Origin of the sequence: Saccharopolyspora gregorii, from assembly GCF_024734405.1 — a bacterium.
In the GTDB taxonomy this organism is placed as follows: domain Bacteria; phylum Actinomycetota; class Actinomycetes; order Mycobacteriales; family Pseudonocardiaceae; genus Saccharopolyspora_C; species Saccharopolyspora_C gregorii.
In genome coordinates, this window is record NZ_CP059556.1 from 2,911,474 (window position 1) to 2,935,649 (window position 24,176).

The window sequence follows — 24,176 nt, forward strand, 5'->3', positions numbered from 1 at the left end:
CGGCAGCTGCGGGAGGTGGGTCCGGTGCAGGAACTGGTGGATCTCAACGCGGACGCGGGGGAGAGCTTCGGCCGGTGGAAGCTCGGTGACGACGAACGGGTGATCCCGTTGGTCACGTCGGTGAACATCGCCTGCGGCTGGCACGCGGGCGACCCGGCGACGATGCGGGAGTCGCTGCGCATCGCGCGCGACGCGGGCGTGGCCGCAGGCGCGCACCCCGGATTCCCCGACCTGACCGGGTTCGGGCGGCGCGCGCTCGCGCTGAGCCCGCGGGAGGCGGCGGACGCGTGCCTGTACCAGTTCGGCGCGCTGCGGGCGCTGGCCGACGAGCTGGGCGTGCCCATCACCCACGTGAAGCCGCACGGCGCGTTCTACGGGCTCACCTCGCGGGAACCGGACGTGGCCGCGGCGGTCGGCGAGGCCGTCGCCGCCGCGGCGCCGGGCGTGCCTGTGGTGCTGCTGGCCGGTGCGACCGCCGACCGGGTGGCCGAACGGGGCGTGCCTGTGGTGCGGGAGGCGTTCGCCGACCTGGACTACGACGAGACCGGGCGGATCATCATCGAACCGAACCCGGTCGCGAAGGATCCGCTGGCCTGCGCGGAGCAGGCGCTGGCGGTGCTGCGCGGCTCGGTGACCTCGGTGCGCGGCACCGACGTCCCGGTGGCGGCCGACTCGATCTGCCTGCACGGCGACCGCCCGAACGCGGTGGAGGTGGCGCGCGCGGTGCGGGACGCGCTGAGCGCGGCGGGCGTGCGGCTCGCCCCGATGCGGGACGTCCTGGCGGCGCGGGGAACCGGTGCGGCCCCCGCGGCGGGGAAGGCGGCGACCGCACCGGCGTGATCGGGGCCAGGCCGGACGAGGCTGCTCCGGCCCGGCACCCGGGTCAGTTCACGGGCAGCAGCTCCTCGCGCAGCGCGACCCGGTTGTCGGTGAAGTGGTCGCCCTCCGGGCTGAACGGCGCCACCTTGTCCGGCACGCAGTCGGCGACGAGCAGCGTGTCGTCGCTGCGCTCGTCCGGCCCGGCCGCGATCATCGGCGTGCCGTCCGGCGCCCACACCCCGGAGTTGCCGCGGTACTGCCACTGCCCGCGCTCCGAGGTCTCCCAGCCGCGCCGGTTCACGTACGCCACGAACACCCGCCACACCGAGGCCATCGCCGGGATGATGTGCTCGGTCGCGTCCGGGTACGGCACCTGGGTGGGGTTGCCGTCGTGCAGCGTGAAGTGGTGGTCGGCGGCGGTCGGACCCACCACGAGCCGAGCCCCGCGGCCCACCAGGCTCTGGTAGAGCGGCGGGAACTCGCACTCGTAGCAGTTGAGCAGGCCCACCGGGAACTGGTTCACCTTCACCACCGGCGGCAGCTCGGTGCCCGCCGTGAAGTTGATCCGCTCCGCCGCCCCGTACAGGTGGGTCTTGCGGTAGTTCGCGGCCAGTTCACCGCCGAGGACCAGCGCGATGGAGTCGTGCACGGTGCCCGCGTCCCGGTCGAGCTCCACGTAGGGCACCACGATTCCCACGTCGTGCGCGGCCGAGAGCTCCCGGGCGGCCTGCACGGCGGTGCCGTCCGAAGGCTGGGCGAGGGCGCGGGCTTCGGCGGCGCCGAGCGAGTAGCCGGTGGTGTAGCACTCGGGGAAGGCGCACAGCTGGGCCTGGTAGCGGGCGGCGACCTCGACGACCTCCCGCATCCGGGAGAGGTTCGCGGTCACCGCTTCCGGGGTGCCCACCGGGTTCTCGCCTTGGAACAGCGCGAGGCGCACGCCGGTGCCGGGCTGCGGGGGTTCGGGCTTGGTGAGCTTGCTGGCGATGCGGATGGGGCGCAACGGTTCGTCCTCTCTGCAGGGGTGGGGAACGGGTTTCACGCGGGGGTGGCGATGGCGCCGGACAGGTAGCCGCGCACCGCGTCGAGCAGGTCCTCGGCGTGCCGCGCGGTGAGTTCGGTGCGCACCACGATGCGCAGCACGTCGGTCTGCTGGCGGTCCGGCGGCAGCGAGTAGACCGGGACCGACCAGCCGTGCGTGCCCAGGTGCGCGGCCAGCTCCCGCAACGTCCAGCGGTGCGCGCCTTCGCGCTGGGCCAGCACGACGACGGGGAGTTCGCGGCCGTCGCCGAGCACCTGGAACGGGCCCATGCCGCCGAGCGCGTCGGCCAGCGCGGTGGCGGTGGCGCGGCTGCGGGCGTGCAGCTCGCGGAAGCCGTCGAAGCCGAGCCGCAGGAAGTTGTAGTACTGCAGCACCACCGGCGCCGCCGAGCGGGAGAAGCTCAGCTCGTGGTTGGCGCGCGTGCTGCCCAGGTAGTTCGTGTCGAAGCTGAGCCAGTTCGTGCGCGCCTCCGGGTCCCGCCACACGATCCACCCGAGCCCGGCCGGGACCATGCCGTACTTGTGCCCCGACGCGTTGATCGAGTGCACCCGCGGCAGCCGGAAGTCCCATGCCAGCCCCGGATCCAGGAAGGGCGCGATGAAACCGCCGGAGGCGGCGTCCACGTGGATCGGAACGTCCACACCGGACTCCGCGGCGAGATCGTCGAGGGCGGCGGCTATCTCGGCGATCGGCTCGTAGCTGCCGTCGATCGTGGACCCCAGGATGCTGACCACGCCGATGGTGTCCTCGTCGCAGCGTTCCGCCGCCTGCTGTGCGGTCAGGTGCAGCCGGTCCTGCTGCGCGGGGGCGATGCGCGGCTCCACCTCCCAGTAGCGGCAGAACTTGTGCCAGCACACGTGCGCGTTCGAGCCCAGCACCAGGTTCGGCTTCCGCCCGCCGGTGTCCCCGCGGTGCCGCCACCGCCGCAGCAGCGAGGTGCCGGCCAGCAGCGCGGCCTCGCTGGACCCGGTGGTGGCGGTGCCGACGGCGGTGGACAGGTCCGCGTTCCACAGCCCCGCCAGGGTCTGCACGCAGTGCCGCTCCAGCTCGGTGGCGCCCGGGTACTGGTCCCGGTCGATGAGGTTGTACGGCAGGTAGTCGCTGAAGAGCCGTTCGGCCTCCGGTTCGACGGAGCTGGTCAGGAACGTGGCCAGGTTCGACGCCGGGGCGATGTCCTCCCGGAGCTTGATCCGGACCGCGTTGGCCGCCGCCGAGGCGGTCCAGCCCTTGCTGGGCATCGCTCCCGGTGGTCGCGCGGTCGTCGTGGGTGGTGCGCTCGCCCGGCTTGCCGCCTGCGGACACGACATGGCGAAGACCTCCTTGAGGGGGACTGCGACGTGGTTTCACTGGGGGCTGCGAACTCAGGTGGCCTCGCAGCCGAGTGCAGCGGGAGGGATTGGGACGTGCGACGTTTCGAAACCTAGGCCCCGCTCGGCGGGGCAAACATGGTCACAAAGGCCTGCTCCGCCGGACCTGGTCCTCCGAATGGCACCTCCGCGGTCGCTCGAACGTGTCCTTGATTGCGGCATCCGGGGGAAATCGGTGGCCGGTCGGTCACTTCTGCGGGGGCTCCTGACGACATAGCCAGTGGAGGCAGCGACCGGTCCGGTGCAGGTGGGAAGGCCTTGCCCGGTGGTGAAGCGTCGGCCTGCGACGGTGCTCGAAGAAGACCTGGTCATGGCGGTGGTGCGCCGCGATGTCCCGGTCCTGCGCCGGAACGATCTCGCGTCGTCCGGGGCACCCGTGTGCCCGGTGGCGCGGCCGATGTCACCGAACCTGTGGGAGTCACCTGATGGCCAGTTCGTACCGGCGAGCCTTGGACACCGCGATCACCGCGATGATGCGGGAGGCGATCGAGCACTCCGCGGCGCTGGAGCAGGTGCTCGGGCAGGTGAACCAGCTGGTGACCCTGCGGGTGCGCCTGGGCCACAACGGGCTCGTCGCGGGCGAGGTCTACCGGGACGCGCTGCAGCGCGCGGCCGGCGCCGGGGTCGGCGGCGAACCGCGCTCGCAGGCGGCACCGCTGCTGCAGCGGCTCACCCCGCGCGAGCACGAAGTGCTGGGGCACCTGGTCCGCGGCAGCTCCAACCGGCAGATCGCCCGGTCGCTGGGCATCTCCGAGCGGACCGTGAAGAACCACCTGCGGGCCGTGTTCACCAAGCTGGAGGTCGCCGACCGCACCTCCGCCGCCGTCAAGGCGCTCACCGCGGGCCGCGCACCGGGCGAGCAGGGCGGCGGAGAACCTGGCCCCGTCGAAATCCCCCGGCAGAGCGCGGTGCACCGCGGTTGACCGACCGCGCCCGATCAGCGGGTGCGGGCCACCCCGAACGCGACGATCTTCTACTCTGCCGGACATGCCCGCGCTGAGTCCCAGGTCGATCCTCGAAGGCCGCAGCAGCGACCGCGTGCCGCTCCCGTTCATCATCGGGTTGATCGGGTGCGGCCTGTGCACGCTGCTGGCGGTCGCCTACTACCTGCTCACCGGTGGCGTGCTCAGCACGGTGCTGAGCGGGTTGCTGGCGTTGCCGACGGTGGTGGTGCTGGTGGCGCTGGTGCTGCTGATGGACCGGCTGGAACCGGAACCGCGGGTGAACCTGCTGCTCGCGTTCGCGTGGGGCGCCGGAGTCGCCATCGTCGGCTCGTTCCTGGTGAACACGCTCGGCGGGTCGCTGCTGCACCCGGTGTACGGGCCGGAACTGGGCCGGGTGCTGACCGCCTCGGTGATCGCGCCGGTGGTGGAGGAGAGCTTCAAGGGCTTCTTCCTGCTGCTGATGCTGTGGTTCCGCCGGTTCGAGATCGACGGGCCGACCGACGGGCTGGTGTACGCGGGGCTGTGCGCGCTCGGCTTCGCGTTCGTGGAGAACGTCCTCTACTACCAGACCGGGTTGCTGGAGAACGGGTCCGCGGTGGCGGGCACGGTGCTGGTGCGCGGGGTGATCGCTCCGCTGGGGCACCCGATCTACACGGCGATGACCGGGCTCGGCGTGGCCTACGCGGCGCACAGCAGGGGAAGCGGTCGCGGGTTCGCCGTGGTCGGCGGCTGGGTCGCGGCGGTGTTGCTGCACGCGCTGTGGAACTTCTCCTCGACGTTCGGCTACGGCGGGTTGGCGCTGGCGTACCTGGTGGAGCTCGGCGTGCTGGTGGCGCTGGTCCTGGTCGTGATCCGGGACCGGCAGCGGCTCATCGGGCTGATCGGCACCCACCTGCCGCCCTACATCCCGAGCGGGCTGGTGCACGACGTGGACGTGCGGATGCTGGCGACGATGAACGGGCGCAGGCGGGCGCGCACCTGGGCGCGGATGCAGGCGGGCCTGCCCGGGGCGCGGGCGATGGCGGACTACCAGCTGGCGGCCACGGAACTCGCGCTGCTGCACGACCACGCGACGCGGGCGACGATCCCGGTGGAGCTGTTCCACTCGCGGCGGGACGCGATCCTCGGGCTGATGCGGGTGGCGCGGAACGCGTTCTTCCAGCGCCGGCCGCTGCCGCAGGTGGCGCCGCCGCCGTGGGCCGGGACGCACCAGTCCGGCTTCTTCCGCACGTCGGAGCTGGCGACGACGCGGATGCCGGTGTACCGGCCCGCCCCGACGCCGCCTCCGCCGCCGCCCGGGCCGCTCGCGGTCTTGCGCACGCGGAAGATGCGGACGGTGGCGTCCGGCGGACGGCCGGGTGCGGGGGCGGGAGGTTCGCCGCAGCCCTCGGATCCGGAGGTGCGGACCGCTCGGTACTCGAACCCGCTGCGGCCGAGCACCCCGCGATCGGACTCGCGGCGGGCGAACCCGCGGTCGGCGAGCTCCCAGCGGTCGACCCCGCAGCCGCCGAACTCGCCATCGCCGAGCTCGCAGCCGGCGAACCCCCAGCAGTCGAGTCCGCAGTCGCCGAGCTCCCAACCGCCGAGCTCCCAACCGCCGAGCTCGCAGTCGCCGAGCTCGCAGTCGCCGAACCCCCACCAGTCGAGTCCGCAACCGCCGAGTCCGCAGCAGTCGAACCCGCAGCAGCCGAACCGGCCGCCCTCGAACCCGCAGCAGCCGGTCGCGCAGCAACCCGGTCCGCGGCGGCAGAACCCCCGGCAGCCCGGCGACCGGCGACCCGGACCCCAGCAGGGCCCGCCGGGACCACCGACCCCGCCGCCGAACCACCCGCCCCGCCCCTGAGCGGTCCGCCCGAGCCCGCCCGGCGGACGCGCCTTCCGATCAGCCGGTGCGGATCAGCGGCCACAGCCGGGACCACGGCCGCACCGGGTCCGAGTACCGGAGCACCGACACGCCCTGCGCGAGGTTCACCACCGGCCCGGTCCGCACCCGCGCGAGCGGAGTGCGTTCGGCGAAGTGCGGCGCGAGCGGCTCGGCGGCCCCCACGTACAGCAACACCGTGGCGCCGTCCGGCGGAGCACCGAAGTACCAGTACCCGCGGTTCGGGCTGTGCACCGGAGGCAGCCCGGCCGCCGGCCCGAGCACGTCGAGCGCCGCCGCCAGGTGGTAGGTCTCGGCGACGAGCGCGGTCCGCCGCCGCTGCTCCGGCGGCAGCGAGCGGTAGGCGGCCGCGACGGTCGCGGTGAGCTCCGGCCACCCCGTCTCGTACATCCGGCTGTAGGAGGCCAGCTGCGGGTGCCGGGCCGCTACCGGCAGCGGGGCGATCGGCAGCAGCGCCAGCGGCAGCACCGCCGAGACCGCGAACGCGGGCCCCACCACCCACGACCACCGCGCGGTCCGCCGGTGCCGGAGACCGACGGCGCCCGCGGCGAACAACAGGCCGTAGAGCCCCGAGAGGTAGTTCGGCCGTCCCGAGGCCAGCAGGTGGAACGCGGCGAGCAGCAGCACCGCCCAGCCGAGGAACCGCACGGGCCGCAGCCGTTCGTCCCGCAGCAGGCACCACGTCCCGAAGCAGCACAGCGCGGCCCCCACCACGGGCCCGGCGTAGAGCAGCACCGCGGGCAGCAGCAGGAGCCGGTCGGTCTCACCACCCACCACGCCCGCCATGTCCACCGCGGGCCAGCCGTGCGCGACCTGCCAGGCCAGCGCCGGTGCGGCCGCCACCGCGGCGAGCAGCGCACCGGCCCACAGCGCGGGGCGCCGCAGCAGCTCGCGCGGGCCGGAGATCAGCACCCCGAGCAGCAGCGCCGCGCACAGCAGCACGATCTGGAACTTCGTCTGCACCCCGACGGCGGCGACCACCCCGGCGAGCAGCAGCAGCCGGTCCCGCCGGATCCCGGCCCGGTGCAGCCGGACCCACCGCGCCACCGGCCACAGCAGCGCGAGCCACTGCGCGGGCTCCAGCGTCGCGGCGGCCAGCCAGTGCCCGCTCAGCAGCAGCCACGGCGACAGCGCGCACGCGGCGGCGGCGATCACCTGGGCGCGCCGGTCCGCGCCGAGTTCGCGGGCGAGCAGCGCGGTGCCCGCGATGCCGAACGCGGCGATCAGCGCGGCGGGCAGCCGCAGCGCGAGCAGCGAACCGGGCGCGACGGCGTCGATCGCGGCGGCCAGCAGCGGCACCAGCGGCTGCTGGTCCATGTAGCCCCAGTCCAGGTGCTTCCCGGCGGCGATGAAGTACAGCTCGTCGGACAGGTACCCGTAGCGCCCGCTGACCAGGACCAGCAGCAGCGCGGCGAACCCGGCGAGCAGCAGCACCGGCCCGCGCGCGAACGGCGGTGGCCCGGTGCTCTCCCCGCCGGTCGCGGCGCACGTGGGCTGCTCGGTCGGCGCTGGCACCCGTTCCCCCTCGTCGACGGCGGCCGGTGGACGTCCGGCGCGGCGCGAGTCTAGGCGCGGTGGCGGTGCGGGCGCGGCGACCCGCCCGGCGTGGTCAGCGGGCCGGTTGCCAGGGATGGGCGAGGAAGGTGCGCCACGCCAGTTCCCACGGGAACCGGTGCAGGTGGGCCGCACCGGTGCCGGGCTCGTGCTGCTCGTAGACGTCGGGCCCGGCGAGCACCTCGACGCCCCAGCCGCCGAGGCTGCGCATCGCCTCCCGCACGGCGGGGAACGCGATCTGCGCCCGGTTGGAGAACGGCATCGCCACCACCGGCTGCCGCTTGCCGACGGCTTCCACCAGCAGCCCCAGCGGCAGCGTGTCGGAGATGCCCGCCGCCCACTTCGCGAGGCTGTTGCAGGTGATCGGCGCGGCGATCATGCCGTCCGCGGGCGGCAGTTCATCGGCCGCGGCGGGGTCCTTGTACTCGCTGCGCACCGGGTGCCCGGTCTTCGCGGCCAGCGCCTCGGCGTCGAGGAACCGCCTGCCGTCGGGGGAGGTGACCACGCACACCTCCCACCCGCCGGCCTGCGCGAGTTCCACCAGCCGCCCCACGTCGCGCGCCGCGGGCGAGCCCATCGCGAGCGCGTACAGCACGGGTCTGCCGTCGTCGAGCACGGTGCCGGTCACCGCCGGATGCCGCACCAGGCGGCGAAGTGGGACAGGCTGTTCGTGGAGCGGGCGTCGCTGGCGGCCAGCGACTGCACCGTCTCGTGCACCTGCGGGTGGTACCGGGTCAGCTGCGGCGCGATCCGCCGCGCGGTCTGCAGGCACTCCAGCGAGCGCCGCCGGTCGCCGTGCAGCAGCCAGCCCCGGGAGAGGTCGATCCAGTAGTGCCCGCTGCGGCTCGGCGCGGTGTGCTCGGGCAGCTGCACGGTGGCGGCCCTGGTGACGGCGGTGGTGCCGTCGGCGAGCTCGACCGGTACGGCGACGCCGTGGATGTCGACGTTGGTGGCACCGAACTTGGTGCCGTAGTGGTTGGCCTCGTCCTGGCCGTCGACGACCATCGCGCGGGCCTCCCGCAGGTGCTCGTCGGCGAGGTCGGCGTCGGCGGTGCGCGCGGCCATGATCGCGGCGCGCAGGTGCACCGCGCCGCGCACCGCGGAGGTCGCCGGGGTCTCCGGCTCCGACCCGATCAGGCCCAGCGACCGGTCCAGGGAGCGCAGCCCGGCGTTGTAGGAGCCGTCGAACAGCAGGACCAGCGCGTGGTTCCACTCGGCCACCGAACCGCGCACCGGGTCCGCGCCGCGGGCGGAGGCGGCCCGCGCCCGCTCGTCGGCCAGGTGGCACAGGTCGAGGTGCCCCAGCCGGTACAACGCGATCATCGTGTAGGAGTACGCGGTCGCGAGCAGTTCGTGCACCGCGGGGACGTCCGGGTGCGCCCGCACCGCGTGGTGCAGGTGCCGGAGCACGTCGGGCAGCGCCTGCACCGCCTCGGCGTGCCGGGTACGCCGGTCCCACTCCTTGATGCGGGCCACGTCGGCGCGCAGGTCGGCGATGCTGCGCGGGTCGGTGTCCAGCTGCGGGTCGTCGCCCTCGACCAGCGCCTGGCGCAGCGCGGGCACGCCCGCCTGGTCCGAGGACGGCCCGGCGAGGCGGCTGTGGTGCGGTTGCTCGGTGAGGTCGGTGATGTTGATGGACAGCGCCCGCGCGACGGCGGCCACGAACGAGTGGCTGGCCGCGCGCTCACCGCGCTCCACCTTGCGCAGCAGCGAATAGGAGACCGCCGCCCGCACCGACAGCGCCCGCTGCGTCACGCCGTGGATCTTGCGGAGTTCGGCGATGCGGGAACCGATCCGAGTCGGATTGTCGGTTTCGACGTCGTCGCCGGGACCCTCCGGTGCGAGGTCGGTTTCCATGCCGTTTCCGTGCGTCATGCTGTCTTCCCCCTTGTACGCCCCGCTCACGAAACCTGATCGGCCGCGGGAGGGCAATCGGAACTCGGCGGGTGTGGCGATTGTGTGGCACTCCGATATCCGATTTCGGTCCACTGTCAGCCTATGCGATCAGCAGCTGAGAATCGGCGCGCATTCCTCGATTCCCGCCCGGACGGCGCGGGAGAGGACACGACGAAGGGGGGTGTGGCGGCGTCCGCGGTGCGGGCCTACCCGGAGCTGGCGGGTCTCAACGACCTGCGAGCGGCGGGGTGGTCCTTCCGCGCCGTCGCGGACGACGAGGGGGAGATCGGCGGTCTGGTCGGCTGGCGGGACACCGCGACCTGCATGGACGTGCTGTGGATCTTCGGTCAGGACGAGTGCCGCGCGGCGCGGATCATGCCCGCCGCCACCGCGGCGCCGGGGGAGTTGGTGTGGAGCCGGACGGGGGATCTGGCGACCTGCGTGGCGGCCCTGCTGGGCCTGCCCGGGGCCTGACCGGAGCATCCGGTTCCCGAACGTTCGTGGACGACCCGGCCGTGGGGGTGGCCGGGTCGTTCGCTTTCCGCGGTGCGCCCGCGCGGCGCTACCTACTAACGACTTCACTCGTTGGTACTAAGACGTCCGCTCCCCGGTTCCTACTTCGGGGGAATGATCGGCGTCACACCGATCAATTGCACGACTCTTCTCGTGGACGTTCTCGCGGCCCCGGATGAATGGTCGCGCGACGTTATCGGCCAGGCCCGCTGTCGAGGGGTCGGATCGTGTTCTGGTCGAGGAGTTGGGGCAATTGTGGAAATGCGAGATACTGTGCCGGAGCGCTCGTGCCGCGGAGCGTTCCGGTCGGTTCGAATCGAATTCCCGCGATGCTCTCCGGAATGGTGCCGCCGGACCCGCCGGAGCGTTCGGCGGAGGGCCGGTCGCCGTGGATCGATCGTCCCGCCGGTGGCGCGCGATGCGTCGGTCGGTGCAGCGGCGCCGCTGCGCCCGCCGAGGTGTGCCGGGCGTCCGGACCGGACGGCTTCGCGGCAGGTCGCGGGTGGGGCGGGTGGAGTGCCGCGCGGGCTGCCGCCCGGGTGCTCGGCGGCGGCCGAATGCCGTCGGGCCCGAGATGTCCGCCGATGCCGGTATCGTGCGGCGTGTCGCTCCGGAATGCCGGGGTGTCGCGCCGCGAACTCACCACGGGTGACCGGTCGGTGACGGTGCGCTGGACCATTCCGCGCGAGGTTTCGGCCCGGCGGGAATCGGGCGGGGAGGGTGCCTTCCGCCGGGGCGTCCTGATCCGGAGCGGGTGGGCCCGCGCCGTTTCGCCGCAAGGGCGCTCTTGTTTTACCCGGGAGTAGTGAATCGTCGCCGGGAAGACGCGCGGAGAACAGCTGCGGAATTCACGTCGACCGGCCCGCCGAGCGCGTCTCGCCCTTGAGTCCTCCGGGTGATCGGCGTAGGAACACCACGCCGAGCTGTATCGTGCGTCACAGGGCGGCCGAGAGGCTCGCGGGCTGGCCCGCGGCCGGAAGGGGAACGGGTGCAGGTGTGAGTACGAACGGGCACCAGCCTCCGCAGCGACCGGAGGCCGGTCCGGCCTCGAACGGCTCGGGGGAACCGCCGCGCAAGCTCAACCGCGTGGTGATCCGCTTCGCGGGCGACTCCGGCGACGGCATGCAGCTCACCGGCGACCGCTTCACCTCGGAAGCGGCGGCCTTCGGCAACGACCTGGCGACGCTGCCGAACTTCCCGGCCGAGATCCGGGCTCCCGCGGGCACGCTGCCCGGGGTCTCCAGCTTCCAGCTGCACTTCGCCGACTACGACATCCTCACCCCCGGCGACCGGCCCGACGTGCTGGTCGCGATGAACCCGGCGGCGCTGAAGTCGAACCTCGGCGACCTGCCGCCCGGCGGCACCCTCATCGTCAACACCGACGAGTTCACCAAGCGGAACCTCACCAAGGTCGGCTACGCGCAGAACCCGCTCGAATCGGGCGAGCTCGAACCGTACGTGGTCCACCTGGTGCCGATGGCGGAGCTGACCCGCGGCGCGGCCGAACCGGCCGGGGTGGGGCGCAAGGACGCCGAACGCGCCAAGAACATGTTCGCGCTCGGCCTGCTCTCCTGGATGTACCACCGGCCCACCGAGGGCACCGAGCGGTTCCTGCGGGAGAAGTTCGCGAAGAAGCCCGACATCGCCGAGGCGAACGTGCTCGCGTTCCGCGCCGGCTGGAACTACGGCGAGACGACCGAGGCGTTCGCGGTCACCTACGAGGTGGCGCCCGCGACGCTGCCGAAGGGCACCTACCGGCAGATCACCGGGAACGCGGCGCTCGCCTACGGGCTGGTCGCGGCCGGGCAGCGCAGCGGGCTGCCGGTGTTCCTCGGCACCTACCCGATCACCCCGGCCTCGGACGTGCTGCACGAGCTGGCCAAGCACAAGAACTTCGGCATCACCACCTTCCAGGCCGAGGACGAGATCGCCGGGGTCGGTGCCGCCCTCGGCGCCTCCTTCGGCGGTTCGCTGGGAGTGACGACGACCTCCGGGCCGGGCCTGGCGCTGAAATCGGAGACCATTGGGCTCGCGGTCACCCTGGAACTGCCGCTGCTCGTCTGCGACATCCAGCGCGGCGGCCCCTCCACCGGGCTGCCCACCAAGACCGAGCAGGCCGACCTGCTGCAGGCGTTGCACGGCCGCAACGGCGAATCGCCGGTGCCGGTGCTGGCCCCGCGCTCCCCGGCGGACTGCTTCGAGGTGGCGCTGGAAGCCGCCCGGATCGCGCTGGTCTACCGCACCCCGGTGCTGCTGCTGTCCGACGGCGCGGTCGCCAACGGCTCCGAACCGTGGCTGATCCCGGACATCACCGCGCTGCCGGACCTGCGGGTGCGGTTCGCGACCGGACCGAACGCGCCGGACGGCTCCGGCGAGTTCTGGCCGTACGTGCGCGACCCGGAGACCCTGGCCCGCGAGTGGGCGGTGCCGGGCACCCCGGGCACCGAGCACCGCATCGGTGGGCTGGAGAAGGCCGACGGCTCCGGCGCGATCTCCTACGACCCGGACAACCACGACCGGATGGTGCGGCTGCGCCAGGCGAAGGTCGACGGCGTCGAGGTGCCGGAGCTGGCGGTGGACGACCCGTCCGGCGAGGCCAGGGTGCTGGTGCTCGGCTGGGGCTCCTCGTACGGGCCGATCGGCGCCGCCTGCCGCCGCGTCCGCGGACTGGGCATGCCGATCGCGCAGGCGCACCTGCGCTACCTGAACCCGATGCCGGCGAACCTCGGCGAGGTGCTGCACCGCTACGACCGGGTGATCGTGCCGGAGATGAACCTCGGCCAGCTCGCGATGCTGCTGCGCGCCCGCTTCCTGGTGGACGTGCACAGCCACACCAAGGTCGCGGGCCTGCCGTTCCAGGCGGAAGAACTCCAGAACGTGCTCACCGATGTGCTGCGAGGGGTGTCTGCGTGACCACCACGGACCTCGGACTGCCGGAGCTGGGCGGCCTGCACGGCGTGCCCACCAGCGACGAGAAGCAGACCGCGAAGGACTACAAGTCCGACCAGGAGGTGCGGTGGTGCCCCGGCTGCGGGGACTACATCGTGCTCAACGCGGTGCAAAGCTTCCTGCCGACGCTGGGGCTCAAGCGGGAGAACATCGTGTTCATCTCGGGCATCGGCTGCTCCAGCCGGTTCCCGTACTACATGAACACCTACGGGATGCACTCCATCCACGGCCGCGCCCCGGCCATCGCCACCGGGCTCGCCACCCAGCGGCCCGACCTGTCGGTGTGGGTGGTGACCGGGGACGGCGACGCGCTGTCCATCGGCGGCAACCACCTGATCCACGCGCTGCGGCGCAACGTGAACCTGAAGATCCTGCTGTTCAACAACCGGATCTACGGGCTGACGAAGGGCCAGTACTCGCCGACCTCCGAGGTCGGGAAGGTCACCAAGTCCACGCCCGCCGGGTCGCTGGACACGCCGTTCAACCCGGTGTCGCTGGCGCTGGGCGCGGAGGCGAGCTTCGTGGCCCGCACCCTCGACTCGGACCGGGCGCACGTCACCGAGGTGCTGCGGGCCGCCGCCGAGCACCGGGGCAGCGCGCTGGTGGAGATCTACCAGAACTGCCCGATCTTCAACGACGGCGCGTTCGACGTGCTCAAGGACGCGGAGGAGAAGCAGCGGCGGCTCATCCCGCTGCGCCACGGCGAGCCGATCGTGTTCGGCCCGGAGGGCGCGCGGCGGGCGGTGGTGCGCGGGCCGGAGGGCGAGCTGCGGATCGCCGAGCACGACGCGGTGGACGCCGGGGACGTCGTGGTGCACGACGCCGAGCGGGCGGACAGCTCGTTCGCCTACGCGCTGTCCCGGCTGGGCGGGGTGGACCTGGACCCGACGGTGACCGGGGTGTTCCGCGCGGTGTCCCGCCCCACCTACGACGACGCGGCCCGGGCGCAGGTCGCGGCCGCCGCGGAGAACGATCCGCCGGACCTCCAGCGGCTGCTCACCGGCAACGACACCTGGACGATCTGACCGCCCGCCGCGGCTTCGGGCCGGACGAGTTCACCGGGGTCGCTTGCGGGCGACCAGGGCGTCGATCAAGCGGGGCAGGTGTTCCCCGGACAGCCACAGGCTCAGCAGCAGCACCGTCCACGACGCCCCCAGCGCCCAGCCCGCCAGCACGTCGGTCGGCGAGTGCACCCCCAGCACCACCCGGCTGAACCCGGTGATCACGACCGCGAGGACCGCTCCGGCGAACACCGCGCCGCGCGCCCAGCGGGAGCGCAGCAGCCGCAGCCCGAACGCGCCCAACATCAGGTACAAAGCCGCCGCGTGCGCCGAATGCCCGGACGGGAAGCCGAAACCGTCCTCGACGACGAGCGCGTCCACCACCTGCGGCCGCGGCCGCGCGATCATGATCTTGAACAGGTACACGGCCAGGCCCGTCCCGGCCGAGGACGCCGCCAGCAGCACCAGCGGCCCCCACCGCTTCCGGGTGACGCCGATCAGCACCCCGATCGCCAGGCTCACCGGCAGCACCACCAGCACGTCCCCGAGCCAGGTCAGCACCGACAGCGCCCCGACCAGCAGCCCGGACCGCAGCCCCAGCGACACCCGCAGCAGGTGCTCGTCCACCCGAAGCACCGGCCCGCCCTGGTAGACCTGCTCGGCGAGCCCGGCGAAGCACCACACGCCGAACGCGCTCAGCAGCAGCCCCACCGGGATCGGCAGCCACGGGTAGGCGGCGATCAGGTCGCGCACCCCCGCGTGCCGCGCCGGGGGCTCGTCCCGCTCGTCCTGGTCCTCGGTGTCGGGGCGGGAGGCCGCGGCCACTGCTCAACTCCTCGCGTGCTGGTCGGTCCGGTGCGCGACCGGCTGGGGGATTCGCCCGATCCTACCGATCAGCGCGCGGCGGACCGGCGATCAGGCACCGCCGGTGGTGCGCCGGACGACGCGGGCGGCGACCTCGCGCAGCTTCACGTTGTGCCGCTGGCTCTGCTCCCGCAGCAGGTCGAACGCCTCGTCCGCGGTGCAGCCGCGCTGCGCCATCAGGATCCCCTTGGCCTGGTCGATCTCGGCGCGCGAGGTCAGCGCCTGGTGCAGCTGGTCGCTCAGCTGCTGCTTGTCGGCGTGCTTGAGCAGGCACCACAGCCCGGTGGCGGCCAGGTCGGCGATGAGCCTGCCCAGCAGGAAGTCCTCGTCGTAGGAGTGCGGCGCCTTCGCGTAGTAGCTGACCACGCCGAGCGGCCGGTCCCCGACGAACATCGGCGCCGCGCAGCAGGACCCGACGCCCTGCTCGGCGGCCGCCGCCGCGAACTCCGGCCAGCGCGGCTCGTCGGCGGTGTCGGCGACCACGACCGCGGACCGGGAGGCCAGGGCTTCCGGCACCGGACCGGTCCCGGCCGCGTACTGCGACTGCTCCAGCGCGTTGTGCTCGGCGAGGTGCGGCACCAGCGACACCGGGTGCCCGTCGCGCAGCACCGTGACCCCGCACGAACCGGTCGGTTCGTGCGCGCGCACCGCCAGCATCGCGGTCTCCCACACGACCTCGTCGACCGCGTCGGTGGAGAGCACGATCGACGGCAGTTCGCTCAGCGAACCCACCAGCGCGGGCACCCCGCTCGTGACGGGTTCGTTCTCGGCTTCCCGCTGCGCCACGGCATCGCTCCCGCTGCTCGGCACCACCTGGACCCGGACCAGTATCCCCGAGACGTCTCGTGCATCCGCGGTACCGGAACTCACCCGCGCGACCGGTCCGCGCCCGCCCGCGCCGTGCGACGGTCCGCCGAGGACCGCGACGAGGAAGGCGGCCGGCGATGACCCGGACAGAGCGCACAGCCACCCGGCAGCGGGTACCGCACTCGTTCCCGTACGTGCTGATGTACCACTCGGTGTCCGAGTACACCGACGACCCGTACCTGGTGACCGTGGACCCGGCGCGCTTCGAGCGGCAGCTGCGCTGGCTGCGGGCCCGCGGCTGCACCGGGGTGTCCATGCGGGAGCTGCTGGCGGCGCGGCGGGCCGGGCGGGCCCGCGGGCTGGTGGGCCTGACCTTCGACGACGGCTACACCGACTTCGCCGAGGTGGTGCACCCGCTGCTGCGGCGCTTCGGCTGGACGGCGACGGTGTTCGTGATCTCCGGGATGCTCGGCGGGCACAACCGGTGGGACCCGGCGGGCCCGCGGAAACCGCTGATGACCGAGGAGCAGGTCGCGGAGGTCGCCGCCGCCGGGATGGAGATCGGTTCGCACAGCGTGCAGCACCGCAGGCTCACCGAGCTCGAACCGGCGGAGCTCGCCGCGGAGGTCGGCAAGAGCCGCCCGGTGCTGCAGGCCATCTCCGGGCAACCGGTGGACGGCTTCTGCTACCCGTACGGCGCGGTGGACGCGGCCGTCGTCGCCGCCGTCCGCGAAGCGGGCTACGGGTACGGCTGCGCCATCTGGCGCTCCGCGTCGTCCGGGACGCACGCGCTGCCCCGGACCTACGTCGGCGACCGGGACGGGACGCTGCGGCTCGACGCGAAGCGCGTCCGGCACGTGCTCGCCGCCGACTCGGGAATCCTGCGGTTTCGGTAGGGGCGCTACCGCCGTTGGGGGAGCGGTCCGGACCCGCTGAGCTGGGAGTCTGAAGCCCGCAGCGAACCGACCGGCGCGGCGGATCGAGGTGGGGGCCGAGACCGCCGCGCCGGACGCGGCGACACCGGGCACCGGCGGGCGGAGCACGCCCCGGGCCCGGCAGGGGGGACACGCGCAACCGGGGGAGGAAACGTGACCCAGCATCACCTCGCGCTGGCGGTCAACGGGCGGGAACGCCAGCTGTCCGATCGGCTGGTGGCCTACCAGGACCGGTCGGAGGAGGACGCGGTCCGCCGCGTCGCCGGGCTCGACGTCCCGCTGCCGGGCACCCGGCAGGAAGCGGTGGTGATCCTCGGCCTCGGCTACGTCGGGCTGCCCACCGCCTGCGGGCTCGCCGCCCGCCGCTCCCGCGTCGTCGGCGTCGACATCAGCGAGCAGCGGCTGCGGGACATCGCCGACGGGGACGTGGACCTGCCGGAGGGGGAGCGGGCCGTGCTGCACGAGGCGCTCGGCGACGGGACGCTGCGGCTCGCCGAGGACCCGTCCGCGCTGGCCGAGGCCGACACCGTCGTGGTGTGCGTGCCGACCCCGGTGGACGACGAGCGGAGCCCGGACCTGGCGGCGCTGCGGTCCGCCTGCGCGACCGCGGTGGCGCACGCCCGCTTGGGGCAGACGATCATCCTCACCTCCACGACGTTCGTCGGCACCACGCGGGAACTGCTGGTGGAACCGCTGCGGCGGCGCGGGCTGGCCGTCGGCAGCCAGGTGCACGTGGCGTTCAGCCCGGAGCGCATCGACCCCGGCAACCACGACCACTCGCAGCGGCACACCCCGCGCATCGTCGGCGGCGTCACCCCCGAGTGCTCGGCGCGGGCGGCGCGGGTCATCGGCGACCTCACCGACTCGGTGTACCTGGTGAGCTCCCCGGAGGCGGCGGAGCTGACCAAGCTGTACGAGAACATCTTCCGCGCCGTGAACCTGGCGCTGGCCAACGAGATGGCCGACATCTGCAGCGCGCTGGAGCTGGACCCGATCGAGGTGACGATCGCGGCGGGCACCAAGCCGTACGGCTTCCTCGGCAGCTTCCCCGGGCCGGGCGTCGGCGGGCACTGCATCCCCTGCGACCCGCACTACCTGCTGTGGCAGCTGCGGGAGCGGGGCGTGGCCGCGCCGATGATCGACCAGGCGATGCGGTCCATCGACCTGCGCCCGGACCAGGTGGTGCGCCGCGCCGAGCAGCTGCTGGCCGCCGCGGGCACCCCGGCGGCCGGGGCTCGGGTGCTGATCGCGGGCGTGAGCTACAAGGCGGGCGTGCGGGACCTGCGGGAGTCCCCGGCGCTGCCGATCATCGCCGGGCTCACCCGGCTCGGCGCGGACGTGCGCTACCACGACCCGCTCATCGGGGAGGTCGTGCTGCCCGACGGGTCCACGCTGACCGGGGAACCGGAACCGCGCGGCGCGGACTGGGACCTCGTCGTCGTGCACACCGTGCACCCCGGGCTGGACTACTCGTGGGCGGGGGACTGCCCGCAGGTCCTCGACGCGACCTACCAGTTCGACCTGGCCCCGCACCGGCAGGTCGTGTGAGGGATGCGCACCCCGGAACCGGCCGGCCTCGACACCGCCACGCCCGCGGTGGTGTTCAAGCTGGACCCGAACGTGCTGCACCACGGCGGGCTCGGGCTGATCCGCAGCCTGGGCCGCGCCGGGGTGCCGGTGTACGCGGTGCACGAGGACCCGATGGCGCCGGCCGCGCACTCCCGCTACCTGCGCGGCCGCTGGTGGTGGCGGCCGGAGCTCGCCGACCCGGAGCGGATCAACCTGGGGCTGGCGGCGCTGGCGGAGAAGCTCGGCAGGCCCGCGGTGCTGTTCCCCACCGACGACGCCGCCGCGATCCACCTGGCCGAGCACGGCGCGGCGCTGCGGCACTGGTTCCGGTTCCCGGACCCGCCGCCGGAGCTGCCGCGGGAGGTCGCGGGCAAGTTCACCCTGCAGGACGTGTGCCGGGACCTGGGGATCCCGACGCCGCGCGCCGAACTCGTGCGCACCAGGGCGGAGGCCGCCGAGTTCGCCGCCGAGACCGGCTACCCGCTGGTGGCGAAGCTCGCCACGCCGTGGACCTCCGGCGGCCGGGCGAAGGTCCGCAGCACCTCCATCCTGCGCACGCCGCGGGACCTGCGGGAGCTCGGCGACGCGTGGGACGAGCAGGAGACCGAGCAGCAGCGGGCGGGACTGCTGATGCTGCAGGAGTACGTGCCCGGCGGCAGCGGCAACGACTGGTTCTTCCACGCCTACCGCGGGTCCGGCGGCTGCCGGCCTGCGTTCACCGGCGTGAAGCTGCGCTCCTACCCGGCGCACGCGGGCCTGACCACGCTGGGCCGCTGCCTGTCCAACACGGTGCTGCGCGCGCAGGCGACGGAATTGTTGCGGCGCCTGGACTTCCGCGGCATCGCCGACCTGGACTTCCGGTTCGACCGGCGGGACGGCAGCTACCGGCTGCTGGACTTCAACCCCCGGCTGGGCGCGCAGTTCCGGTTGTTCCGGGACTCCGCGGGCATCGACGTGGTGCTGGCGGCCTACCTGGACCTGACCGGGCAGCCGGTGCCGGAGGGCCTGCCGCCGGTGGGCCGCCGGTTCCTGGTGGAGAACTACGACCCGCTCGGCGCGGTCGGCTACTGGCGCCGCGGCGACCTGGGGCTGCGGCAGTGGGTCCGGTCGGTGTGGCGGGCGGACGAGCTCGCGTGGTTCGCCCGCGACGACCTGGCGCCGTTCGCGCTGATGTGCGGGTGGATGGGCCGCCGCGCCCTCACCCGCAGGTTCGCGCCCCGCACCGGCGTGCAGGTGGTGGAGCCGCCGCGGTACCGCGAACGGATCGAGCGGGACGCGGGGGCGGCAATCCGGCAGCGGCGACGGTCGCCGTATGCGGTCGAGGAGGGACACAGATGAACGACACCGTCGACGTCGCCATCGTGGGCGCCGGTCCGTACGGGCTGTCGCTGGCCGCGCACCTGCGGTCGGCCGGGGTCAGCTACCGGCAGTTCGGCATCCCGATGGACCTGTGGCGCAGCAGGATGCCGCGGGGCATGTTCTTGAAATCGCAGGGGTTCGCCTCGAACCTGTCCGACCCGGACCGGTCGCACACGTTGCGGAACTTCTGCCAGGAGACCGGGCACGGCTACGCCGACTACGGCGTGCCGGTATCGCTGGAGAACTTCATCTCCTACGCCGACTGGTTCCGCGAGCAGCGCGGCCTGGAGGTGGAGGAGGTGCTGGTGACCGACGTGGACCGGCAGGCGGGCGAGTTCGAGCTGACCCTCGCCGACGGCGGCACCGCGAAGGCCCGCTCGGTGGTGGTCGCCGCGGGGGTGCAGCACTTCCCGCGCACCCCGGAGGTGTTCTCCGACCTGCCCGCCGAGCTGTGCACGCACAGCTCCGAGCACACCGACCTGTCCGGGTTCGACGGCGCCTCGGTGCTGGTGATCGGCGCGGGCCAGTCCGCGCTGGAATCGGCGGCGCTGCTGCACGAGCACGGCGCCGACGTGCGGCTGATCGCGCGCGCCCGGAACGTGGTGTGGAACGGGCGGCCGCTGCTGCCGGACCGGCCGCTGCTGCGCCGGATGCGGGAGCCGGAGGCGGGACTCGGCTCCGGGCTGTCCACCTGGTTCTACTCCGAGCACCCCGACCTGTTCCGGCACCTGCCGGAGAGCCAGCGGGTGCTGCGGGCGCGCACCGCGCTCGGGCCCGCCGGGGGGTGGTGGCTGCGCAGCCGCGTCGAAGGCGTGCTGCCGGTGCACGTGGGGCACACCGTGGACTGGGCGAAGACGGTGGGCGACCAGGTGCGGCTGGGAGTGCGCACCTTCGCGGGCGGGGGCCGCGAGTTCACCGCCGACCACGTGATCTGCGCGACCGGCTACCCGCCGGACCTGGAGCGGCTCGCGTTCGTGAACTCGAGGCTGCGGTCGCGGCTGCGGACGCTGGACCGCACCCCGCGGGTCGGGGCGGACTTCGAGTCCTCGGTGCCGGGCCTGTTCTTCATCGGGGCCGCGGTGACCCCGAGCCACGGCCCGGTGATGCGCTTCGTCTACGGCGCCGACCACGCGGTGCGGCGCGTCGGTGCCCGGCTGGCCTCGACCTCCGGCGCTCGGCGGGTCCGGGCCGGGGTGGCCGGATGAGCATCGCCGACCTGCGGTCCGGCCCCGGCCCCGTGCCGTGCCGGTGGCGCGCCCCGGTGCGGTCCGGGGCGCGCGGGGTGCCGCGGCTGCTGCCGCTGGTGCTGTGGCCGCTGGTCGACGTGGTCGCGCTGACCGCGGTGGTGCTCGTGCTGGGCGTGCCGGTGCTGCCCGCGGCGCTGTACGTGGTGGCGGTGCTGCTGGCGGTGGGCGTGGACGGCGGGCACCGGGCGCGGATCTGCCTGCGCGTCGGCGACCAGGTGCCGCGGCTGGTGCTGGACGCCGCGGTGCCCGCCGCGCTGCTGCTGCCGTGGACCGGCGCCGGGTGGCTGGTGCCCGCGGGGGCGGGCGGGCTGGTGCTGGCGCGCCTCGCCGGGGTCGCCGGGCTGCGGGCCGCGCACCGGCGCGGGCGGCTGGTGGAGGTGGTGCTGGTCGTGGGTGCCGGGGCCACCGGGGTGCGGATCTCCCGCGCGCTGCTGGAGCACCCGGAGTTCGGGCTGCGGCCGTTGCTGCTCGCCGACGAGCCGGTGCCGGCGGCGGTGCCGGTGCCGGGCCGGCCGCGGCAGCTGGCCGAGCTGGTGGCGCGGTACCGCGCCACCCGGGTGGTCCTGTGCGCCGCGGACACCGAAGCGGACCTGGTGGGCATCGTCCGGGCCGCCCGCCCGCTGCCCGCCGCGGTGCACCTGGTGCCCGCGCTGCCGGAGCTGGGGGTGGCGGTGCCGCAGCGGTTGCTCGACGAGGTCTGGGGGATCCCGCTGGTGCCGCTGCGCCGCTGGAACCACACCGCGGCCGCGGCTCTGATCAAGCGCGCGTTCGACGTGGTGCTGGCCGGGGCGCTGCTGGTGGTGCTGGCACCGCTGCTGCTGGTGCTGGCCGCCGTGGTCCGCCTCGGGGGCGGCGGTGCGGCGCTGTTCCGCCAGCGCCGCGTCACCGGTCCCGGCCGGTCGGCGACCGTGGTGAAGCTGCGCACCGTGCCGCGCGGCACCGCGCAGGGCTGGGCGGTGCGCCCGGCCGACACGACTCCGCTGGGCAGCTGGCTGCGCGGCACCCACTTCGACGAGCTGCCGCAGCTGGGCAACGTGCTGCGCGGCGAGATGTCGGTGGTGGGGCCGCGCCCGGAACGGCCCTGCTACGCCGAGCGCTTCGCCCGCGAGGTCCCGCGCTACCGGGACCGGCACCGGGTGCGCGGCGGCATGACGGGCTGGGCCCAGGTGCACGGCCTGCACGGGGACACCTCGATCCCCGAGCGGGCCGAGTTCGACAACCGCTACATCGAGAACTGGACGCCGTGGCTGGACGTGGTGGTCGTGGCCAGGACGGTCGGCATCGTGCTGGCCACCGCGATGGGGGGAGACCAGGAATGAAGGTTCTGCACGTGATCACCGGTCTGGGGGTCGGCGGTGCCGAGCTGCAGCTCAGATCGATCTTGCAGCACACCCGGCACGACGCCGACGTGCTCGCGCTCTACAACCCGGGCGACGTCGCCGACATGATCACCGGGGACGGGGTCCGGGTCCGCGACCTCGGCATGACCAGCAACACGCAGCTGGGCGCCGTGCTCAAGATGCGGTCGCTGATCCGCGAGGGCGGCTACGACGTGGTGCACACCCACCTGTACCGGGCGTGCGTCTACGGCAAGCTCGCCGCCCGGCTCGCCGGGACCCCGGTGGTCGTCGGCACCGAGCACTCGATCGGCGAGACGCACCTGGAGCGCAGGCGGATGACCGCCGGGGTGCGCGGCCTGTACCTCGGCACCGACGTCTTCGCGCAGCGCACCATCGCGGTGTCGGAGACCGTGGCCGACCGGCTCGCGAACTGGGGGATGCGCGCAGAGAAGATCACCGTGATCCCGAACGGCGTCGACTTCGGCCGGGTGTCGTTCGACCCGGACGCGCGGTCGCGGGTGCGCGCCGAGCACGGCATCGACGACCGGGCGCACGTGATCGGCGTGCTGGGCAGGCTGGACGCGAACAAGCGCTTCGACCTCGTCATCGAGGCGGCCTCCCCGCTGCTGGGCGAGGGCGCGAAGCTGCTCGTCGTCGGCGGCGGCGCCGAGCGGGAACGGCTGGAGCAGCAGGCGGCGGCGCTGGGCGTCGCCGACCACGTGGTCTTCGCCGGGGAACGCCACGACGTGTCCGCGATGCTGTCCGCGTTCGACCTGTTCGTGGCCTCCTCCAAGCAGGAGACCTTCGGGCTGTCGGTGCTGGAGGCGCTGGCCAACGGCATGCCGGTGCTGTACACGACCTGCCCTGCGCTGGAGGGCGTGCACACCGATCGGGCCCGCCAGGTGCCCGGCGACGTCGAGGGAATGCGCTCGGAGATCGCCGCCGAGGTCACCGACCGGCGCCCGCGCGGCGACGTGCCGGTGATCCGCGACCTGTACGGCATCGAGGCCGTCACCGGCCGCATCGACGACCTCTACGAGCGGCTGCGCTCCGGGGGCAGGCGCGTCGCCGGCCGGGAGCTGGCCACCGAGCAGGGCGGAGGGGTCCGATGAGGGCGCTGGTCACCGGAGCCGCCGGGTTCATCGGCTCGCACCTCGTGGAGTGGCTGCTGGCCGAGGGGAACACCGTGGTCGGCGTCGACGACCTCAGCACCGGCAGCGAGGCGAACCTGCCCGCGGACGAGCCGGACTTCCGGTTCGTGCGCGGCACCATCCTCGACGGTTCGCTGATCGACGACCTGGTGTCCGAAGTGGACGTGGTGTTCCACCTGGCCGCCGCGGTGGGCGCGTTCGTCATCCAGGAGCGCACGCTGCGCAGCCTGCTCACCAACGTGCACGGCACCGAGAACGTGCTCGACTCGGCGCACCGGCACGGGGCGCGGGTGCTGGTGGCCTCCACCAGCGAGATCTACGGCAAGAACACCAAACCGGGCCTGGCCGAGACCGACGACCGGCTGATCGGCTCGCCGCTGAAGACCCGCTGGACCTACTCCGAGGCGAAGGCCATCGACGAGAGCCTCACCTGCTGCTACGTCCGGGAACTCGGGCTGGACGCGGTGATCGTGCGGCTGTTCAACACCGTCGGGCCCCGGCAGAGCGGCCGCTACGGCATGGTGATCCCGCGGCTGGTGAGCCAGGCGCTGCACGGCAGGCCGCTCACCGTGTTCGGCACCGGGCACCAGGTCCGCTGCTTCTGCCACGTGCACGACGTGGTGCCCGCCCTGGCGCGGCTGGCGGAGCTGCCCGCCGCCAACGGGACCGCCGTCAACCTCGGCAGCACCGAGCAGGTGTCCATCATGGACCTGGCGAGCCGCGTGCTGGAGCTGACCGGCTCCGACGCGGGCGTGGTGAAGATGTCCTACGAGGACGCCTACGGCGCCGGCTACGAGGACCTGCAGCGGCGGGTGCCGGACTGCGCCAAGGCCCGCGAGCTCATCGGGTTCCAGCCCGCGCGCACCCTCGACGACATCATCCGCGCCGTCATCGACGAGCAGACGCGCGCCGCGCAGGTCGTCTCGGCGTAAGCGGGGCG

The 24,176-nt window shown here is 73.7% G+C and carries 20 protein-coding genes; 13 read left to right on the forward strand and 7 right to left on the reverse strand.

From position 1 onward, the window contains the following. The first annotated feature begins 24 nt into the window (after nucleotides 1-24). A complete protein-coding gene (locus H1226_RS12530; RefSeq protein ID WP_258349155.1) occupies nucleotides 25-840 on the forward strand; it encodes a LamB/YcsF family protein in 816 nt (271 codons plus the stop codon). A 43-nt stretch (nucleotides 841-883) separates the two neighbouring features. Here H1226_RS12530 and H1226_RS12535 read toward each other — a convergent pair whose 3' ends face one another. After that, nucleotides 884-1,819 (reverse strand): nitrilase-related carbon-nitrogen hydrolase, encoded by a 936-nt coding sequence (locus H1226_RS12535; RefSeq protein WP_258349156.1) that lies wholly within the window; start codon nucleotides 1,817-1,819, stop codon nucleotides 884-886. Nucleotides 1,820-1,854: 35 nt separating this feature from the next. Continuing rightward, nucleotides 1,855-3,096, reverse strand: a complete 1,242-nt coding sequence (locus H1226_RS12540) for a glutamate decarboxylase (RefSeq protein ID WP_224959094.1) — start codon at nucleotides 3,094-3,096, stop codon at nucleotides 1,855-1,857. A gap of 554 nt (nucleotides 3,097-3,650) precedes the next feature. On the opposite strand from H1226_RS12540, the gene H1226_RS12545 reads away from it, so the two are divergent. Both H1226_RS12545 and H1226_RS12550 read left to right on the forward strand, forming a co-directional pair. After that, the gene (locus H1226_RS12545; RefSeq protein WP_258349157.1) at nucleotides 3,651-4,148 is read left to right on the forward strand and encodes a helix-turn-helix transcriptional regulator; all 498 of its coding nucleotides are present in this window, start codon (nucleotides 3,651-3,653) and stop codon (nucleotides 4,146-4,148) included. Between the two features lie 64 nt (nucleotides 4,149-4,212). Next, nucleotides 4,213-6,012 carry a PrsW family intramembrane metalloprotease gene (locus tag H1226_RS12550; RefSeq protein WP_258349158.1) on the forward strand — a complete coding sequence of 600 codons (1,800 nt, stop codon included), beginning with the start codon at nucleotides 4,213-4,215 and terminating at the stop codon, nucleotides 6,010-6,012. A gap of 39 nt (nucleotides 6,013-6,051) precedes the next feature. Here H1226_RS12550 and H1226_RS12555 read toward each other — a convergent pair whose 3' ends face one another. The 3 genes from H1226_RS12555 to H1226_RS12565 all read right to left on the reverse strand — a co-directional run bounded on the left by H1226_RS12555 (nucleotide 6,052) and on the right by H1226_RS12565 (nucleotide 9,480). After that, the gene (locus H1226_RS12555) at nucleotides 6,052-7,566 is read right to left on the reverse strand and encodes a glycosyltransferase family 39 protein (RefSeq protein WP_258349159.1); all 1,515 of its coding nucleotides are present in this window, start codon (nucleotides 7,564-7,566) and stop codon (nucleotides 6,052-6,054) included. A 94-nt stretch (nucleotides 7,567-7,660) separates the two neighbouring features. Beyond that, nucleotides 7,661-8,233 (reverse strand): flavoprotein, encoded by a 573-nt coding sequence (locus tag H1226_RS12560; protein ID WP_258349160.1) that lies wholly within the window; start codon nucleotides 8,231-8,233, stop codon nucleotides 7,661-7,663. Further along, nucleotides 8,230-9,480: a helix-turn-helix domain-containing protein gene (locus tag H1226_RS12565; RefSeq protein ID WP_258349161.1), complete on the reverse strand. Its 1,251-nt coding sequence runs from the start codon at nucleotides 9,478-9,480 to the stop codon at nucleotides 8,230-8,232. The genes H1226_RS12560 and H1226_RS12565 overlap by 4 nt, the downstream gene beginning before the upstream one ends. Before the next feature lie 204 nt (nucleotides 9,481-9,684). Between H1226_RS12565 and H1226_RS12570 the strand changes: the two genes are divergently transcribed. The 3 genes from H1226_RS12570 (at nucleotide 9,685) to H1226_RS12580 (ending at nucleotide 13,988) form a co-directional block, all read left to right on the forward strand. Next, nucleotides 9,685-9,975, forward strand: a complete 291-nt coding sequence (locus H1226_RS12570; protein ID WP_224978393.1) for a hypothetical protein — start codon at nucleotides 9,685-9,687, stop codon at nucleotides 9,973-9,975. A gap of 1,125 nt (nucleotides 9,976-11,100) precedes the next feature. After that, complete coding sequence (locus H1226_RS12575) at nucleotides 11,101-12,927, forward strand: 2-oxoacid:acceptor oxidoreductase subunit alpha (protein WP_258349162.1); 1,827 nt, start codon at nucleotides 11,101-11,103, stop codon at nucleotides 12,925-12,927. Then, nucleotides 12,924-13,988: a 2-oxoacid:ferredoxin oxidoreductase subunit beta gene (locus H1226_RS12580; protein WP_258349163.1), complete on the forward strand. Its 1,065-nt coding sequence runs from the start codon at nucleotides 12,924-12,926 to the stop codon at nucleotides 13,986-13,988. The genes H1226_RS12575 and H1226_RS12580 overlap by 4 nt, the downstream gene beginning before the upstream one ends. Before the next feature lie 30 nt (nucleotides 13,989-14,018). On the opposite strand, the gene H1226_RS12585 is transcribed toward H1226_RS12580, so the two are convergent. Both H1226_RS12585 and H1226_RS12590 read right to left on the reverse strand, forming a co-directional pair. Beyond that, entirely contained in the window at nucleotides 14,019-14,789 is a 771-nt protein-coding gene (locus H1226_RS12585; RefSeq protein WP_258349164.1) for a phosphatase PAP2 family protein, read from the reverse strand. 90 nt (nucleotides 14,790-14,879) lie between these two features. Next, complete coding sequence (locus H1226_RS12590) at nucleotides 14,880-15,614, reverse strand: GAF and ANTAR domain-containing protein (protein ID WP_258349165.1); 735 nt, start codon at nucleotides 15,612-15,614, stop codon at nucleotides 14,880-14,882. Nucleotides 15,615-15,772: 158 nt separating this feature from the next. Between H1226_RS12590 and H1226_RS12595 the strand changes: the two genes are divergently transcribed. The 7 genes from H1226_RS12595 (at nucleotide 15,773) to H1226_RS12625 (ending at nucleotide 24,168) form a co-directional block, all read left to right on the forward strand. Further along, nucleotides 15,773-16,531, forward strand: a complete 759-nt coding sequence (locus tag H1226_RS12595) for a polysaccharide deacetylase family protein (protein ID WP_224962204.1) — start codon at nucleotides 15,773-15,775, stop codon at nucleotides 16,529-16,531. A 192-nt stretch (nucleotides 16,532-16,723) separates the two neighbouring features. Beyond that, nucleotides 16,724-18,118, forward strand: a complete 1,395-nt coding sequence (locus tag H1226_RS12600; protein WP_258349166.1) for a nucleotide sugar dehydrogenase — start codon at nucleotides 16,724-16,726, stop codon at nucleotides 18,116-18,118. Nucleotides 18,119-18,121: 3 nt separating this feature from the next. Then, complete coding sequence (locus H1226_RS12605; RefSeq protein ID WP_258349167.1) at nucleotides 18,122-19,477, forward strand: carboxylate--amine ligase; 1,356 nt, start codon at nucleotides 18,122-18,124, stop codon at nucleotides 19,475-19,477. Further along, nucleotides 19,474-20,703 (forward strand): NAD(P)-binding domain-containing protein, encoded by a 1,230-nt coding sequence (locus H1226_RS12610; RefSeq protein WP_258349168.1) that lies wholly within the window; start codon nucleotides 19,474-19,476, stop codon nucleotides 20,701-20,703. Before H1226_RS12605 ends, H1226_RS12610 begins: the two co-directional genes overlap by 4 nt. After that, on the forward strand, nucleotides 20,700-22,064 hold the full coding sequence (locus H1226_RS12615; RefSeq protein WP_258349169.1) for a sugar transferase: 1,365 nt from the start codon (nucleotides 20,700-20,702) through the stop codon (nucleotides 22,062-22,064). Before H1226_RS12610 ends, H1226_RS12615 begins: the two co-directional genes overlap by 4 nt. Further along, a complete protein-coding gene (locus H1226_RS12620) occupies nucleotides 22,061-23,197 on the forward strand; it encodes a glycosyltransferase (RefSeq protein WP_224963007.1) in 1,137 nt (378 codons plus the stop codon). The genes H1226_RS12615 and H1226_RS12620 overlap by 4 nt, the downstream gene beginning before the upstream one ends. Then, entirely contained in the window at nucleotides 23,194-24,168 is a 975-nt protein-coding gene (locus H1226_RS12625; protein ID WP_224967036.1) for an NAD-dependent epimerase/dehydratase family protein, read from the forward strand. The genes H1226_RS12620 and H1226_RS12625 overlap by 4 nt, the downstream gene beginning before the upstream one ends. Nucleotides 24,169-24,176 lie beyond the last annotated feature (8 nt).